Annotated in this window: 14 protein-coding genes; 5 read left to right on the top strand and 9 right to left on the bottom strand. The window is 60.2% G+C overall.

Annotated elements, in window-relative coordinates:
• Nucleotides 1-2: 2 nt before the first annotated feature.
• A complete protein-coding gene (locus Q8O69_RS03060) occupies nt 3-1,340 on the bottom strand; it encodes a Na(+)-translocating NADH-quinone reductase subunit A (protein ID WP_305589450.1) in 1,338 nt (445 codons plus the stop codon).
• A gap of 271 nt (nt 1,341-1,611) precedes the next feature.
• Here Q8O69_RS03060 and Q8O69_RS03065 point away from each other — a divergent pair, with 271 nt between their 5' ends.
• Nucleotides 1,612-2,172, top strand: a complete 561-nt coding sequence (locus Q8O69_RS03065; protein WP_305589452.1) for a chalcone isomerase family protein — start codon at nt 1,612-1,614, stop codon at nt 2,170-2,172.
• 65 nt (nt 2,173-2,237) lie between these two features.
• On the opposite strand, the gene Q8O69_RS03070 is transcribed toward Q8O69_RS03065, so the two are convergent.
• Nucleotides 2,238-3,704 carry a glyceraldehyde-3-phosphate dehydrogenase gene (locus Q8O69_RS03070; RefSeq protein WP_305589454.1) on the bottom strand — a complete coding sequence of 489 codons (1,467 nt, stop codon included), beginning with the start codon at nt 3,702-3,704 and terminating at the stop codon, nt 2,238-2,240.
• Nucleotides 3,705-3,835: 131 nt separating this feature from the next.
• On the opposite strand from Q8O69_RS03070, the gene mfd reads away from it, so the two are divergent.
• Nucleotides 3,836-7,273, top strand: coding sequence for a transcription-repair coupling factor (gene mfd, locus Q8O69_RS03075; protein ID WP_305589456.1), 3,438 nt, complete (start codon nt 3,836-3,838; stop codon nt 7,271-7,273).
• A gap of 11 nt (nt 7,274-7,284) precedes the next feature.
• Complete coding sequence (locus Q8O69_RS03080; RefSeq protein ID WP_305589458.1) at nt 7,285-7,824, top strand: CsiV family protein; 540 nt, start codon at nt 7,285-7,287, stop codon at nt 7,822-7,824.
• A gap of 60 nt (nt 7,825-7,884) precedes the next feature.
• On the opposite strand, the gene Q8O69_RS03085 is transcribed toward Q8O69_RS03080, so the two are convergent.
• From Q8O69_RS03085 to Q8O69_RS03100, 4 genes are read right to left on the bottom strand one after another with little or no spacing between them, the layout of a single operon-like run.
• Nucleotides 7,885-8,622, bottom strand: coding sequence for an S-methyl-5'-thioinosine phosphorylase (locus Q8O69_RS03085; RefSeq protein WP_305589460.1), 738 nt, complete (start codon nt 8,620-8,622; stop codon nt 7,885-7,887).
• A 10-nt stretch (nt 8,623-8,632) separates the two neighbouring features.
• Nucleotides 8,633-9,631 carry a beta-N-acetylhexosaminidase gene (gene nagZ, locus Q8O69_RS03090; RefSeq protein WP_305589479.1) on the bottom strand — a complete coding sequence of 333 codons (999 nt, stop codon included), beginning with the start codon at nt 9,629-9,631 and terminating at the stop codon, nt 8,633-8,635.
• 21 nt (nt 9,632-9,652) lie between these two features.
• Complete coding sequence (locus Q8O69_RS03095; protein WP_305589462.1) at nt 9,653-10,177, bottom strand: L,D-transpeptidase; 525 nt, start codon at nt 10,175-10,177, stop codon at nt 9,653-9,655.
• 47 nt (nt 10,178-10,224) lie between these two features.
• Nucleotides 10,225-10,932 (bottom strand): TetR/AcrR family transcriptional regulator, encoded by a 708-nt coding sequence (locus Q8O69_RS03100; RefSeq protein WP_305589464.1) that lies wholly within the window; start codon nt 10,930-10,932, stop codon nt 10,225-10,227.
• Nucleotides 10,933-11,204: 272 nt separating this feature from the next.
• Here Q8O69_RS03100 and lexA point away from each other — a divergent pair, with 272 nt between their 5' ends.
• Complete coding sequence (gene lexA, locus Q8O69_RS03105) at nt 11,205-11,816, top strand: transcriptional repressor LexA (RefSeq protein WP_305589466.1); 612 nt, start codon at nt 11,205-11,207, stop codon at nt 11,814-11,816.
• Nucleotides 11,817-12,145: 329 nt separating this feature from the next.
• Complete coding sequence (sulA, locus tag Q8O69_RS03110; protein WP_305589468.1) at nt 12,146-12,622, top strand: SOS-induced cell division inhibitor SulA; 477 nt, start codon at nt 12,146-12,148, stop codon at nt 12,620-12,622.
• A 111-nt stretch (nt 12,623-12,733) separates the two neighbouring features.
• On the opposite strand, the gene Q8O69_RS03115 is transcribed toward sulA, so the two are convergent.
• The 3 genes from Q8O69_RS03115 to topA all read right to left on the bottom strand — a co-directional run bounded on the left by Q8O69_RS03115 (nt 12,734) and on the right by topA (nt 16,256).
• A complete protein-coding gene (locus Q8O69_RS03115; protein WP_090248059.1) occupies nt 12,734-12,967 on the bottom strand; it encodes a hypothetical protein in 234 nt (77 codons plus the stop codon).
• Between the two features lie 78 nt (nt 12,968-13,045).
• Nucleotides 13,046-13,564 (bottom strand): DUF6586 family protein, encoded by a 519-nt coding sequence (locus Q8O69_RS03120; protein WP_305589471.1) that lies wholly within the window; start codon nt 13,562-13,564, stop codon nt 13,046-13,048.
• Nucleotides 13,565-13,646: 82 nt separating this feature from the next.
• Nucleotides 13,647-16,256: a type I DNA topoisomerase gene (gene topA / locus Q8O69_RS03125; RefSeq protein WP_305589473.1), complete on the bottom strand. Its 2,610-nt coding sequence runs from the start codon at nt 16,254-16,256 to the stop codon at nt 13,647-13,649.
• Nucleotides 16,257-16,336: the final 80 nt, after the last annotated feature.

The following is a 16,336-nucleotide window of genomic DNA, read 5'->3' on the forward strand; positions in this document are numbered from 1 at the left end:
ACTTAACCCTCCTTCTCAATACGGGCGAGGTTATCGCGCAGGATCGGGCCGTACTCATACTTGCCGGCACAGACATAGGTGCACAGCGCCAGGTCTTCTTCATCGAGTTCCAGGCAGCCCAGTTTCTGAGCCATCTCGGTGTCACCGACGATCAGGTAGCGCAGCAGTTGCGTCGGCAGGATATCCAGCGGCATCACAGCTTCGTAGTTACCCACCGGCACCATGGCGCGCGGGCTGCCATTGGTGGTGGTGGAGAAGGCGAATTTCTTCGCAGCATTGAGCTTGGAAACGAAGATGTTCATCACCGAGTGCTTGTTAACCCCGGCACGCAGGTAATGCATCAACTCACGCTCGTGCCCTTCAACCAGGCAGGACACCTGCAAGTGATAGCGACCGAGGAAGGCGAAAGCGCCCTGCGCGGTACGACCACCCAGTACCGAGCCAGAAATAACCCGGTTGAAACCAGGCTGCAGCTGACCTGCAGTCAGCTCGCTGAGGCTGGCGCCCAGACGGGTGCGCAGCAGGCGCGGCTGCTCAACCACGGGACCGGCCAGCGCGACAACGCGCTCAGTCCAGAGCTGCCCGGTGGTGAACAGTTTGCCAACGGCAATCACGTCCTGATAATTGATCGACCAGACGCTCTTGCTGGCGCTGACCGGATCGAGGAAGTGGATATGCGTACCCGGCAAGCCCGCAGGGTGCGGGCCGGCGAAGGCTTCGGTGTGTACCTTGCTCAGCTGTTCGCCAGGCAGGCTGACACCCTCAGCCTTGCACAGAAATACCTTGGCCAGATTGCTCAGCACCTGCAGACCGTTTGCAAAGTCGGCGGCGTACTCGGCAATCACCACAGCCGGATCGGCTGCCAGCGGGTGGGTATCAATGGCGGTGACGAAAATCGAGCTGGGCTGCGCATCAGCAGCCGGCACCTTGCTGAACGGACGAGCGCGCAGCGCGGTCCACAAGCCCGATTGCAACAGCACTTCACGCACTTTGGCGTCGCCGACAGTCGCCAGTTGGTCAACTGCTACGTGATCAAAGGTGATTTGCTCATCGCCCTCGACATCGATTACCACCGATTGCAGCACCCGCTTCTCACCGCGATGGATGGCGCTGATCACGCCTGCAGCTGGAGCGGTGTATTGCACGCCTGGCGACTTCTTGTCCGAGAACAGTACCTGGCCAAGCTTGACCCGGTCACCGACCTGAACCTCCATCGAAGGCTTCATACCGTGATAATCGAAGCCTATGACGGCGACGCTACGCACCGGCCTTGCAGCCTCAATGCGCTGCGCCGGCACGCCTGTTATGGGCAAATCAAGCCCATGTTTTATTTTGATCATAGGTTTGCCTAACCACTGATTTATAAGCTTTTTTAGAATACGGACGACACCAACGCAGAAAAATGCGGCGCAACGCCAAAAACACGTCAGGCGCTGGGCAGGATGTCGGTCGCGGGAAAAAATCTGGCCGATTATAAGTCGCACCTTCGGCCACTGACCACCCAAGCGCTTGCTTTTATCCGGTTTAACGTAACAGAAGGCAACAGATGGCGGCTTGACTGCCAAGCCGCCGCGCGCGACATAAGACTAATAGACCAACTGGAGCCCTGCCATGCGCCTGTTACTAGCGCTTACTACCCTACTGCTGCTGAGCGGCGAGTTATTCGCCAACAACCGCGAACGCCTGCAAGAAGCCAACTTCGCAGCCACCCACCAATTCGAACAGAACAGCCTGGAGCGCAAGAACCAGAGCGTGCTGACCTACCTGTGGGCCGACGTCTACGCCGCCGCCTTCTACGCCCCCAGCGAGGCCAGCGCCAGCCAGGCAGTCGCCAAGCCGCTCACGCAACGCCTGGAGCTTTACTACTTCCGCAACATCGACAGCCAAGACGTGATCAAGGCTGCCTGGGTCACGCTCGAACGCCAGCACGACGCCGCTACATTGCAGCGCCTGCGCCCCGAGGTAGATGCCCTGCACGCCACGTTCAGGGATATTCGCCCAGGCGACCGCTACGCCCTGAACTTCAACCAAGACAGCGGCCTAACCCTGGAGGTGAATGGCAAAGTCGCCTACACCAGCCAGGACCCAGCCCTGGCCAGGGCCTACCTGGGCATCTGGCTATCGCCCAACGGCCTGTCGGATAAGTTGCGCACTAGCTTGCTGGCCGATTAATTCCAGCAATTTCAGGCAACAAAAACGGGAGCCGAAGCTCCCGTTTTTTTATGCATCGCCTGCGCTTAGCGCGGGAAAGCTGGCGGGTTGACCCCGGCCATATCTTCCATCACACGAACCACCTGACAGCTATAACCGAACTCGTTGTCGTACCACACGTACAGCACAACGCGGTTGTCATTGCAGATGGTGGCTTCAGCATCGACCACACCGGCGTGACGCGAGCCAACGAAGTCAGTGGAGACCACTTCCTGCGACTGGACGAAGTCGATCTGCTTCTGCAGGTCCGAGTGCATGGCCATCTGGCGCAGGTACTCGTTGACTTCTTCACGGGTGGTGGCTTTCTCAAGGTTGAGGTTGAGAATGGCCATCGACACGTTCGGCGTCGGTACGCGAATGGCGTTGCCGGTCAGCTTGCCCTTCAGCACTGGCAGCGCCTTGGCAGCGGCAGTGGCAGCACCGGTTTCGGTGATCACCATGTTCAGCGGCGCGCTGCGGCCACGGCGGTCGCCCTTGTGGAAGTTGTCGATCAGGTTCTGGTCGTTGGTATACGAGTGAACGGTTTCGACGTGACCATTGACGATGCCGTACTGATCATTGATCGCCTTGAGCACCGGCACGATGGCGTTGGTGGTGCAGGAAGCAGCCGAGATGATCTTGTCTTCTGGGGTGATTTCGCCGTGGTTGATGCCGTGCACGATGTTCTTCAGCGCGCCTTTGCCAGGTGCGGTCAGAACAACGCGATCAACACCCGGGCAGGCCAGGTGCTGGCCCAGGCCGTCGGCGTCACGCCATACACCGGTGTTGTCGACCAGCAGAGCGTTCTTGATGCCGTACTGGGTGTAATCCACCTCGGCTGGCGACTTGGCGTAGATCACCTGAATCAGGTTGCCGTTGGCCGTCAGGGTGTTGTTTTCTTCGTCGATGGTGATGGTGCCGTCGAACTTGCCATGCACCGAGTCGCGGCGCAGCAGGCTGGCACGCTTGACCAAGTCATTGGTCGCACCTTTGCGCACAACAATGGCGCGCAGACGCAGGCCGTCGCCACCACCGGTTTTCTCGATCAGGATGCGTGCCAGCAGACGGCCGATACGACCGAAGCCGTAGAGCACCACGTCGGTGCCTTCGCGGGCTTCGCTGTTCTGCTTGCCAACCACTTCAACCAGCTCGTCCTTGACGAACTGCTCGATGCTGCGGCCCTGGCCTTCGGCCTTGAACTTGCTGACCATCTTGCCCAGATCTATCGAGGCGGCGCCCAGCTTGAGCTCGCTCATGGCCTTGAGCACCAGGAAGGTATCGTGCACCGACAGTTCGCTGTCGCCGGTCAGGCGGTGACGTGCGAAGCGGTGGGCCTTGAGAATGTCGATCACCGAGCGGTTGATCAAACCACGGCCGTAGATCGAGGTGACCACGTTGTTGTTACGGTAGAGTTGGCCAATCATCGGAATCATCGCTTCCGCAAGGGCTTCTCGATCGATCCACTCACCGAGACACTGGTCGGGCTTCTGAGTCACGGGCAGTACCTTCCACATGTAGGGGCTGAAAAAAGGGGCTACATTATGACGGCGCAAGCAAGCATGAGCAATGCACGACTGTCGTAACTGACACCGCACATAAACGCCCGCTACAATCGCCGACCTTGTGCCATGACCGTGAGCCGCCCGTGCCTGTACTGCGTCTACCGTCCCTACCGGCCACTGCCGGCAAACAACACTGGGGCAACCTGCCCGGTGCCGCGCTGAGCCTGGCGATTGCCGAAGCCGCCAGCAATGCCAAACGCTTCACCCTGCTGCTGACTGCCGACAGCCAGAGTGCCGAGCGCCTGCAAGAGGAGCTGAGCTTTTTCGCTCCGGATTTGCCGGTGCTGCATTTCCCTGACTGGGAAACCCTGCCCTACGACCTGTTTTCGCCGCACCAGGACATCATTTCCCAGCGTATCGCCGCGCTCTATCGCCTGCCCGAGCTGAAGCACGGCGTATTGGTAGTTCCGATCACCACCGCCCTACACCGCCTGGCGCCCAAGCGTTTTCTGCTCGGCAGTAGCCTGGTCATGCAGGTCGGCCAGCAACTCGACGTCAACCAGATGCGCGGCAATCTGGAAGCCGCCGGCTATCGCTGTGTGGATACGGTGTATGAACATGGTGAGTTCGCCGTGCGCGGCGCGCTGATCGACCTGTTCCCGATGGGCAGCAGCCAGCCGTACCGCATCGACCTGTTCGATGACGAAATCGAAACCCTGCGCACCTTTGATCCGGAAAACCAGCGCTCCATCGACAAGGTCGAGTCGATCAAGCTGCTACCGGCGCGCGAATTTCCGCTGGAAAGGAAAGCCGTTACCGATTTCCGCGGGCGCTTTCGCGAGCGTTTCGACGTGGACTTCCGCCGCTGCCCGATCTATCAGGACCTCAGCACTGGCATCACCCCGGCCGGTATCGAGTACTACCTGCCGCTGTTCTTCGAAGAAACCGCCACCCTCTTCGACTATTTACCCGCCGACACCCAGGTATTTTCCCTGCCAGGCATCGAGAAAGCCGCCGAGCAGTTCTGGGTCGATGCGCGCAGCCGTTACGAAGACCGCCGCGTCGACCCGGAACGCCCGCTGCTGCCGCCGGCCGATATCTTCCTACCGGTGGAAGACTGTTTCGCCAGGCTGAAAAACTGGCCGCGCGTGGTGGTCAGCCAGGACGATATCGAAGAAGGCGTCGGTCGCCTGCGCTTCAACGCCAAACCGCTGCCTGACCTGGCGATCCAGGCCAAGGCCGGCGAACCACTGGCGGCGCTGCGGCGCTTTATCGAGGAATACCCTGGCCGCGTGCTGTTCTGCGCCGAGTCCGCCGGGCGCCGCGAAGTGCTGCTGGAATTGCTCGCCCGCCTCAAGCTCAAACCCAACGAGTTCGAAAGCTGGCCGGCCTTCACCGCCAGCAAACAGCGCCTGGGCATCTGCATTGCACCGCTGGATGACGGCCTGCTGCTCGAAGACCTGGCCCTGGTGGCGGAAAGCCCGCTGTTTGGTCAGCGTGTTATGCAGCGCCGGCGCCGGGAGAAATCTCGCGACGGCGGCGACAACGTCATCAAGAACCTTACCGAGCTGCGCGAAGGCGCACCGGTGGTGCATATCGACCATGGCGTCGGCCGCTACCTGGGCCTGGTGACCATGGAATTCGACGGCCAGGCCGCCGAATTCCTCGCCCTGATGTACGCCGAGGAAGCCAAACTCTACGTGCCGGTGGCCAGCCTGCACCTGATCGCCCGCTACACCGGCAGCGACGACGCCCTCGCCCCGCTGCACCGCCTCGGCTCGGAAATCTGGCAGAAGGCCAAGCGCAAGGCCGCCGAACAGGTACGTGATGTCGCCGCCGAACTGCTCGACATCTACGCCCGCCGCGCCGCTCGCGAAGGCTATGCGTTTGCCGACCCGAAAGCCGATTACGCCACCTTCAGCGCCGGTTTCCCGTTCGAGGAAACCCCGGATCAGCAATCTGCCATCGAAGCTGTGCATGACGATATGCTCGCACCCAAGCCGATGGACCGCCTGGTCTGCGGCGATGTCGGCTTCGGCAAAACCGAAGTAGCGATGCGCGCCGCCTTTATCGCCGTGCATGGCGGCAAGCAGGTGGCGGTGCTGGTACCGACCACCCTGCTCGCCCAGCAGCATTACAACAGCTTCCGCGACCGCTTCGCCGACTGGCCGGTAAAAGTCGAGGTGATGAGCCGCTTCAAAAGCGCAAAGGAAGTCAGCGACGCCGTGCAGCAATTGGCCGAGGGCAAGGTCGACATCGTTATCGGCACCCACAAGCTGCTGCAGGAAGACGTCAAGTTCAGCAACCTAGGCCTGGTGATCATCGACGAAGAGCACCGTTTCGGCGTGCGCCAGAAAGAGCAGCTCAAGGCCCTGCGCAGCGAAGTCGACATCCTCACCCTCACCGCCACGCCAATTCCACGAACCTTGAACATGGCTGTGGCCGGCATGCGCGACCTGTCGATCATCGCCACGCCGCCAGCACGGCGGCTGTCGGTGCGCACCTTTGTCATGGAACAGAACAACCCGACGATCAAGGAAGCGCTGCTGCGCGAACTGCTGCGCGGCGGCCAGGTGTATTACCTGCATAACGATGTGAAAACCATCGAGAAATGCGCCGCCGACCTCGCCGAACTGGTGCCAGAAGCACGCATTGGCATCGGCCACGGGCAGATGCGCGAGCGCGAGCTGGAACAGGTGATGGGCGACTTCTACCACAAGCGCTTCAACGTGCTGATCGCCTCGACCATCATCGAAACCGGTATCGATGTACCGAGCGCCAACACCATTATCATCGAGCGCGCCGACAAGTTCGGCCTGGCCCAGCTGCATCAGCTGCGCGGCCGCGTCGGTCGTAGTCACCACCAGGCCTACGCCTACTTGCTGACACCGCCACGCAAGCAGATGACCGATGATGCGCAGAAGCGCCTGGAAGCCATCTCCGGCGCCCAGGACCTCGGCGCCGGCTTCTTGCTGGCCACCCATGACTTGGAAATTCGCGGCGCCGGCGAGCTGCTCGGCGATGGCCAGAGCGGGCAGATCCAGGCAGTCGGTTTCACCCTGTATATGGAAATGCTCGAACGCGCGGTGAAATCGATCCGCAAAGGCGAGCAGCCCAACCTCGACCAGCCGCTTGGCGGCGGCCCGGAAATCAACCTGCGTGTACCGGCACTGATCCCCGAAGATTACCTACCCGACGTGCATGCGCGGTTGATCCTCTACAAACGCATCGCCAACGCCGCCGACGAGGATGGCCTGAAAGAGCTGCAAGTGGAGATGATCGACCGCTTCGGCCTGCTACCGGATGCAAGCAAGAACCTGATACGCATCACCCTGATGAAATTGCAGGCGGAAAAGCTCGGAATCAAGAAGGTCGATGCCGGCCCGCAAGGCGGACGTATCGAATTTGCCGCCGATACCTGCGTCGATCCGCTAACCCTGATCAAGCTGATCCAGAGTGCGCCGAACCGTTACAAGTTCGAAGGCGCGACGATGTTTAAGATCCAGGTGCCCATGGAGCGCCCGGAAGAACGTTTCAACACCTTAGAGGCGCTGTTCGAGCGCCTGACTCCCTCAACCTAAAGGACTGACCCATGCGCGCATTCCGCACCCTGGCCCTGCTGCCGCTTATCCTGCTGGGCCTGCTCAGCAGCACCGCCGCCCTGGCTGAAAGCCTGTATCAGGTTGAAGTCATCGTATTCCGCCAGGCCGCCACACCGATTTCCGCCGGTCAGCTGCCGCCCGACAACTGGGCGCAGAACGCGCTGCCGGTGGATGGCAGCAACAGCCGCAGCACCGCGCTGAACGCCGAAGCCGGCAAGCTCAGCCCTTCTAATGGTTATCAGGTATTGCTGCACAAGGCCTGGTCCCAGAGCCTGGGCGAATCGAGCAGCCGCGTCGCCATCAGCACCGGCAACGAGCAGTTCGGCCACCACCCCGTCGAAGGCACCATCAGCCTCAAGGCCGGCCGCGTGATCGAGCTGGACAGCGACATCTGGGTCAACCAGCTCGACGCCAGCGGCATTCTCAACGACAGCGAGCGCATCAAGCAGAGCAGCCGCCTGAAAAGCGGCGAGCTGACCTTTGTTGATAATGGCAGTCTGGGGATGCTGATTCGCGTCAGCCCACTGTAAAAACACCGCCACAAAAAAGGGCCGCATTACGCGGCCCTTTTTGATTGCAACACGATCCAATCAGCTGGCCAGCACGCGCGCCAATACGGCCTTGACCGTGCCCATGCCTTCTTCCAGGGCGCGCTCGATTTCCGCCATGGTGATCAGCGCGCGGGACTTGCCGGCGGCTGGGTTTACCACCAGCGCCAGACAGGCATAGGGCAAAGCCAGTTCACGGGCCAGTACCGCTTCCGGCATACCGGTCATGCCAACGATGTCACAGCCATCACGCTCCATCCGCGCGATCTCGGCAACGGTTTCCAGCCGCGGCCCCTGGGTGCAGCCATACAGGCCGTGATTGCTGAACGCACAGTGTTCGGCAGTCAGGGCATTGGCCAGTTTGCTGCGCAACCCTGCGTCATAGGGATGGCTGAAATCGACATGGGTGACATGTTCCAGTTCGCCCTCGAAATAGGTGTGCTCGCGCCCCGAGGTGTAATCGATGATCTGGTGCGGCAGGCAGAAATGCCCGGTGCCCATGGCCGGATGAATACCGCCCACCGAGTTGACCGCGATAATCGCCTTGGCCCCCGCCTCACGCAGCGCCCAGAGGTTGGCGCGGTAGTTGACCTGATGTGGCGGGATGCGGTGCGGATGCCCGTGGCGGGCAAGGAACAGCACTTCACGGCCGGCATAGTCACCCTTGAGCACCGCCGCAGAGGGCGCGCCATAGGGCGTATCGATATGCAGCGCGGCCTTGATGGTCAGACCGTCCAGCTTGGTCAGACCAGTACCACCGATAATCGCGTAAACCGTCATCCATTACTCCTTAGTCGATTAGTTGCGCATCGCGCAGGTTACCAAGTGCCGCCAGCCAACGCGGATTCTGCCGATACTCAATACCCGGGAAGGCCTGCCGACGCATCCGCGCCAGACCTTGCGGCGGTTCCACCTTGAGGCGCTGCAAGGCGCTCAAGGCCAGCTCTGCCGCTGCCCGATCATTACACACCAGGCCCATGTCACAACCTGCCACCAGCGCCGCCTCGATACGGCACGCCGCATCGCCGACCACATGGGCGCCGGCCATGGACAGATCGTCGCTGAAAATCACTCCATCAAAAGCCAGCTCGCCACGCAGAATGTCCTGCAGCCAGCGCCGGGAAAAACCGGCCGGCTGACTGTCCACCTGAGGGTAGATCACATGGGCGGGCATCACCGCAGCCAACTGCCGACTCAATTGCGCAAAAGGCTGTAAATCGACAGCGCGAATCTGTTCCAGACTGCGCTCATCCACCGGGATGGCCACATGGGAATCCGCCTCAGCCCAGCCGTGACCGGGGAAATGCTTACCAGTGGCGGCCATGCCCGCAGCGTTCATCCCACGGATAAACGCCCCAGCCAGTAAAGTGGCGCGCTGCGCATCACCCTCAAAAGCACGGCTGCCAACCACCGCACTGCGCTGATGATCGAGATCCAGCACTGGGGCAAAGCTCAAGTCCAACCCGGCAGCCAGCACTTCGGTGGCCATAACCCAGCCGCACTGCTCAGCCAGATGCTCGGCATTGGCGTTATCGGCCAGCGCACGCATTGCTGGCAAGCGCACAAAACCCTGACGCAGACGCTGTACCCGGCCGCCTTCCTGATCCACTGCCAACAGCAGGTCCGGACGCACTGCGCGAATCGCCGCAGACAGCTCGCGCACCTGGCGCGGGTCTTCGATATTGCGCGCGAACAGAATCAGCCCGGCCACCTGCGGCTGACGCAGGATCTGGCGATCTTCAGCCGTCAGCCAGGTGCCGGCGATATCCAGCATCAATGAACCTTGCATGGGTGCACTCACAACTCTTCCTTAATTAAGCGGCGCAACCGCCCACTCAGGGCAGGCGGCCTCGTCAATCTGTACCGCACAGTGAACCGGGACACGCGCAAAGAGCTCCAGCAGATCGCTGTTGCGCAGACGCACGCAACCATGGGACAGCGCCACGCCCATGGGCTCGCTGTCCGGCGTACCGTGTATGTAGATATAGCGGCGAAAGGTATCGACAGCGCCCAGACGATTGCGGCCGGGCTCACAACCACTCAACCAGAGAATGCGCGTAAGAATCCAGTCACGCCCGGGAAATTGCGCATGCAACTCAGGCGACCAGACTTCGCCGGTCCAACGCCGCCCGCGCAGCACAGCGGCATTTGGCAAACCCTCGCCAATCTTCGCCCGCACCTGGTGCAAGCCACGCGGCGTACAGCCGGAACCATTGCGCTCACCAGCGCCATTCAGCGCGGTGGAAACACTCAGGCGCAGCTGCAGCTGCCCGTTGGCAAAGCCATACAGGCACTGATCGGCGAGGGAAATATGCAGAAAATCGAGAGCAACCATGGGCGGCTAGCTTAGCGGATAGCATCCACCAAGCCCACCCGCCGAGGTCAAACTTTGCTGGGGACAGCAGGAGTCTTGATGCGCGGCTTGAGCTGGGCACTGGCCAGGGTTTCATCGGTCAGGCCGGTTTCGGAGCGCATGCCGGCAGCCAGGAATGGCACCATCAAGCGCATCACCTGCTCGATCGAGGTATTAACGCCAAAATCGGTTTCCGACATGGCCCGCAGGGCCTTGATCCCGGACATGCTGAACGCTGCAGCGCCGAGCATAAAGTGCACGCGCCAGAACAGTTCCAACGGCGGAATACGCGGAGCGGCTTCATGAACCAGCTGCATATAACGACGGAATACCTTGCCGTACACCTCTTCGAGGTATTTGCGCAGGTGCCCCTGGCTCTGACTGAAGGCCAGGCCCAGCAAACGCATGAAGATCGACAGGTCGTTACCGCTGCGCGGCTTTACTGCCAGCGCCTGCTCGACCAACAACTCAAGCAGCTCTTCTAGGCTGACCTTGGTTTCCGGCTTGGCCTGACGGCGATCCAGCTCACGTTCCAGGCTTACACAGAAAGGCCCGAGAAAGCGCGAGAACACTGCCTGAATCAGGGCCTTCTTCGAGCCGAAGTGGTAATTCACCGCGGCCAGGTTTACCCCTGCCTTGCTGGTGATCAAACGCAGAGATGTTTCTGCGAAACCTTTCTCCGCAAAAAGTTGCTCTGCCGCATCGAGAATGCGTTCAACGGTTTCCGACTGGGCCATGACTCTTTTCATCTGAACAAACACTTGTTTGAAACATACGTTTCAGCCGCCCGCCTTGTCAAGCCGGGCAAACCATCTTGTGGCCGGTTGGTCACAGACATCCGCTAAAGGCACAGGCTAACCCTAGCTAGACGCCCCGTGAACAGCCCAAGTAACAGAGCACTGCAACTGACGATACAAAGGTCAATTGAGTAGAGATCAGAACACAAGGATTGCCAATCGCCGATCACTGTATATAATCCCAGTCACTGTACAAAAAAACAGAGCCGACCATGCTAAAACTGACGCCGCGCCAAGCTGAAATTCTCGCCTTCATCAAGCAGTGCCTTGAAGACAACGGCTACCCGCCTACCCGAGCGGAAATCGCCTTGAAACTGGGTTTCAAATCACCCAACGCAGCGGAAGAGCACCTCAAGGCCCTGGCCCGCAAGGGTGCCATCGAAATGACCCCTGGCGCTTCACGCGGCATCCGCATTCCAGGCTTCGAGCCCAGTGCTGAGGAAGACGAAGGCCTACCGGTGATTGGCCGCGTCGCCGCAGGTGCGCCGATCCTGGCGCAGCAACATGTCGAAGAGTCCTGCAAGATCAATCCAGACTTCTTCCACCCCAAGGCTGATTACTTGCTGCGTGTACGCGGCATGAGCATGAAAGACATCGGCATCTTCGATGGCGACCTGCTGGCCGTACACACCACCCGCGAAGCCCGTAACGGACAAGTGGTGGTGGCGCGTCTTGACGATGAAGTGACCGTCAAACGTTTCAAGCGTGAAGGCAACAAGGTCTGGCTGATTGCGGAAAACCCGGAATTCGCGCCGATCGAAGTAAACCTGGAAGAACAGGACCTGATTATTGAAGGTTTGAGCGTCGGCGTTATCCGCCGCTAGCAGGCCGTTGAAAACGTAGGCGACGACTGCATGGATGCAGGAGTTAGAGCGAAGCAGGAAGCCCGAGCCGAGGCAGGCGAGACAAGGAAAAAATGGCCGAGAAACGCAGCGCAGCGAAGTAACAGCCAACGGCTGGCCCGTAGGGTGAGCGCAGCGAATCAAGCGGACTGGGCTCGCTGGCGAGTTTACGACTGTAAATGAGCATTACTCGTTTCACTCGCCCTTCGGGCCGCGCTGAAGCGCGTTAACCGCAAGCGGTTTGCCGAGGGCATTTTTAACGCAGTATCGACAACGCAGGTAGTTTTCAACCACCTGCTAGTGGAGGATCTATGCAGTTCCCACATTCACTGAACCGTACACAACTGCCTTTGTTCGATGCATTTCTGGCATCGACGGTGACGCCATTACTTGCCGATAGCGCTGAGCTGCCCTGGCAGGATGATAAGACAGAGGCCTTCAGTGAACTGTCGCTGCGTGGTGCAGCCGGGCACTGCCTGAACCTTCTAGCGCCGATTCTGCGCGAGCTTAGCGACAACCACGACGAACGCTGGCTGACCCTGATCGCCCCGCCATCGAGCCTGACCCAGACCTGGCTACGCGAGGCGGGCCTGAACCGCGAACGTATCCTACTGCTGCACCCACGCGGCGCACAAAGCGCGCTGGAGCTGGCGCAACAGGCCTTGACGCTGGGCCGCAGTCACACCGTTGTGAGTTGGCTGCACCCGCTGGAACGCCAGGCACGGCAGCAGCTTGAGCGAGCGGCACGGCAGGGCAAGGCGCAAAGCCTGAATATCAGTCTGGGATAGTTGGCCAGAGGTCACGCACAAGGAATGTGCGTATCAGCCAGTAGAACTTGATAAAAGAAACAGCCAACACGAGCAGAACGCTCTAGCTCAGAGCCCGGAAAAATTCTGCAATCAATGCAGAACTCGCGGCCCTTCTTCCTGCTGGAAATTATTTTCAGCCAGGCGCCCCGCCATCTGCACACCGACATTGAGCATGGCCTTGGCCACCTCGACGTGCTGCCCCTGCAGAAAGGCTTTGGCATCAGCAGAGAAATCCAGCACTACCAGCGACTCTTCATCCTCTGCACGACGCAAGGCAATGCGCCCGTCGGGCAATTCAACAATTTCCAGGAATGATGTAGGCATTGGCTTAGCTCTCCACGAAAGGCCGACAGTGTAACAGCCGACCCGGGCTCGCCCTAGTCCGCCGGTCCAATCAGCCGCCTACCATTCACTCAGGGTTTGCCGAAAGCGCTGTGCCAGAGCCTTCAACTGCTGACGCCAGGCTTCAAGCGTCTCTTGCGCCAGGGGCGCGACTTCTTCATCCAGGCTGACCGCAGTGATCAACGGCGTAGCAGGATCGACCTTGGCTTTCTTACCCGCCTGCGGCGGCTGAAACAGCTCGGCATAGGCCTTGAGCAACTGAGCAACCCAGCTGCCAGCGGACTGTGCCAGCTCGACCAGCTCACCCAACTCCTGGCTTGGAGCCGCCTGTAACACGTCCTCGGTGAGAAAGCGCTCGGCCTGCGGAGCTGCGCTGTCCGGCAAGCGGTAGTAACCGGCAATCTCATGGCACAGGCCGAGCAAGGCACCGTACAGATGAAATAACGCAGCCTCGCGCTCGGCCTGGATCAAGGCTAGAGCATTCATGCTCTGGCCTTGTTCAGCCTTGCGCCAGGACTCCAGCGCCAGGCCGGCATAGAAAATTTTCTGGTTAGTACGGGTATAGAGTTCATTGGCCATTGCGGCGCCCTCCATAACGGATTGGATAAGCATACGCGCGCCGGCCAGCGGCAGACGCGCGTTGTGCTAAATCAGCTGTTGATCAGCTCTTGTCTTCGACTTTCCACTTACCGCCATCAAAGAACGCACGCCAGCCAGTCGGCTTGCCGTCGACTTCGGTCTGTACGTACTGCTCCTTGGTCTTGCGGCTGTAGCGGATCACCGCTGCGCGACCTTGCGGGTCTTTCTTTGGTGCGTCGCAGAGGAAGTGATACTTGGGATCGATCTCGTCGCGATGCGGGATCAGCTCCAACACCAGCGGCGCGCGGGTTTCGCGGTTTTTCGGGAACTGGCTGGCAGCCAGGAACAGACCCGAAGCGCCATCGCGCAGGATGTAGGTGTCGTTGACCTTCTCGCACTTGAGCTCCGGCATCTTCACCGGGTCCATTTTCGGCGGCGCCGCTTCACCACTTTTCAGCAGTTTGCGGGTGTTTTTGCACTCGCTGTTGGTGCAACCGAAGAACTTACCGAAACGGCCGGTTTTCAGCTGCATCTGGCTACCGCACTTGTCGCAGTCCAGGCTCGGGCCTTCGTAGCCCTTGATGCGGTACTGGCCCTGCTCCACTTCATAGCCGCTGCAATCGGGGTTATTGCCGCAGATATGCAACTTGCGAGTTTCATCGAGCAGGTAGGCGTCCATCGCGGTCGAGCAGATCGGACAACGGTGCTTACCGAGCAACACGCGCGACTCCGACTCACCTTCGTCGTCCGCGGCAATTTCGTCGCCCGGCACCAGGTTGACGGTGGCCTTGCAGCGCTCTTTTGGCGGCAGGGCATAACCGGAGCAACCGAGGAATACCCCAGTGGAGGCAGTACGAATGGTCATTGGCCGGCCGCAATCACGGCAGGCGATATCAGTCAGCGTTGGCTGGTTGGCGCGCATGCCGCCCTCGCCCGCTTCAGCCACTTCAAGTTTCTTCTTGAAGTCGCCGTAGAACTCGTCGAGCACATGCTTCCACTCGCGCTCGCCCTGAGCCACATCGTCCAGGTGCTCTTCCATGCCGGCGGTAAAGCCGTAGTCCATCAGATTGGAGAAGCTTTCCGCCAGACGCTCGGTGACGATATCACCCATCTTCTCCGAGTAGAAACGGCGGTTATGCAGCGCCACGTACCCGCGATCCTGGATGGTGCCGATAATCGCTGCATAGGTCGACGGACGACCTATACCGCGTTTCTCCATTTCCTTGACCAGGCTGGCTTCCGAGTAACGCGCCGGCGGCTTGGTGAAGTGCTGGCTCGGATCAAGCTTGATCAGCTTGAGCACTTCGCCCTGGCTCATGTCCGGCAGCACATCGTCATCGCCCGGCTTGCTCAGCTGCGGCAACGCTCGGGTATAACCGTCAAACTTGAGAATACGGCCCTTGGCACGCAGTTCGAACTGCGCAGCGGTCACGGTCACGGTGGTCGACAGGTATTCAGCCGGCGGCATCTGGCAGGCGACGAACTGGCGCCAAATCAGCTCGTACAGACGCTCGGCGTCACGCTCCATGCCCGACAGCTGGGTCGGCTTGAGATTGACGTCAGAAGGACGAATCGCTTCGTGCGCTTCCTGGGCGCCTTCCTTACTGCTGTAGGCAATAGGGTTAGCCGGCAGGTACTTCTTGCCGAACTCGCCTTCGATAAAGTCGCGCACCATGCTCACGGCATCGGCCGAGAGATTGGTCGAGTCGGTACGCATATAGGTGATATAGCCGGCCTCGTAGAGACGCTGGGCCATCATCATGGTCTTCTTCACCCCAAAGCCCAGGCGGTTACTGGCGGCCTGCTGCAGGGTGGAGGTGATAAACGGCGCCGAAGGCTTGCTGCTGGTCGGTTTGTCTTCGCGCTTGCTGATGCTGTAGCTAGACGCTTTCAGCGTGGCCAGGGCCGCCATGGCCTGGGCCTCGTTCAGCGGCTTGAAGGCAGCGCCGTTCTCACGGGCCACTTCAAAACGCACATTGGCGCCTTTGGCTGTGCCCAGATCAGCGTGCACTTCCCAGTATTCTTCGGGGACGAAAGCGCGAATCTCTTTCTCGCGCTCGACCACAAGCTTGACCGCTACCGACTGCACACGGCCGGCAGACAGACCACGGGCGATCTTCGCCCACAGCAGCGGCGAGACCATATAGCCCACTACGCGGTCGAGGAAGCGCCGCGCCTGCTGGGCGTTGACCCGGTTGATATCCAGCTCGCCAGGCTTGGAAAACGCTTCCTGGATCGCCTTCTTGGTAATTTCGTTGAACACCACACGCTTGTAGCGGCTGTCGTCACCACCAATGGATTCGCGCAGGTGCCAGGCAATGGCTTCCCCCTCGCGGTCCAAGTCGGTTGCGAGATAGATGGTGTCGGCATCCTTGGCCAAACGGCGCAATTCCTCGACGACCTTCTCCTTGCCTGGAAGGATCTCGTACTTGGCTTTCCAGCCGTGTTCGGGATCAACCCCCATGCGCGCAAACAGCTGACGCTTGGCTTTTTCCTTGGGCGACAGCGCCGGTACTTCACCTGCAGCGGCTTTACCACGCTTGACCGGCTCTTTGGCGGTACTCGCCGAACCACTGGTGGGTAGGTCACGGATGTGGCCGATGCTCGACTTCACCACGTACTCGTTGCCCAAGTACTTGTTGATGGTCTTGGCCTTGGCCGGGGATTCCACGATGACCAGCGATTTGCCCATGGATTGGAAAATTCCTGAAAGTCGATAAATAAATGCGGGAGGCGCTGTACTGCCTGCTAGCGCGGCACCGCTATATATAG

The organism is Pseudomonas sp. (assembly GCF_030690725.1).
Taxonomy (GTDB): domain Bacteria; phylum Pseudomonadota; class Gammaproteobacteria; order Pseudomonadales; family Pseudomonadaceae; genus Aquipseudomonas.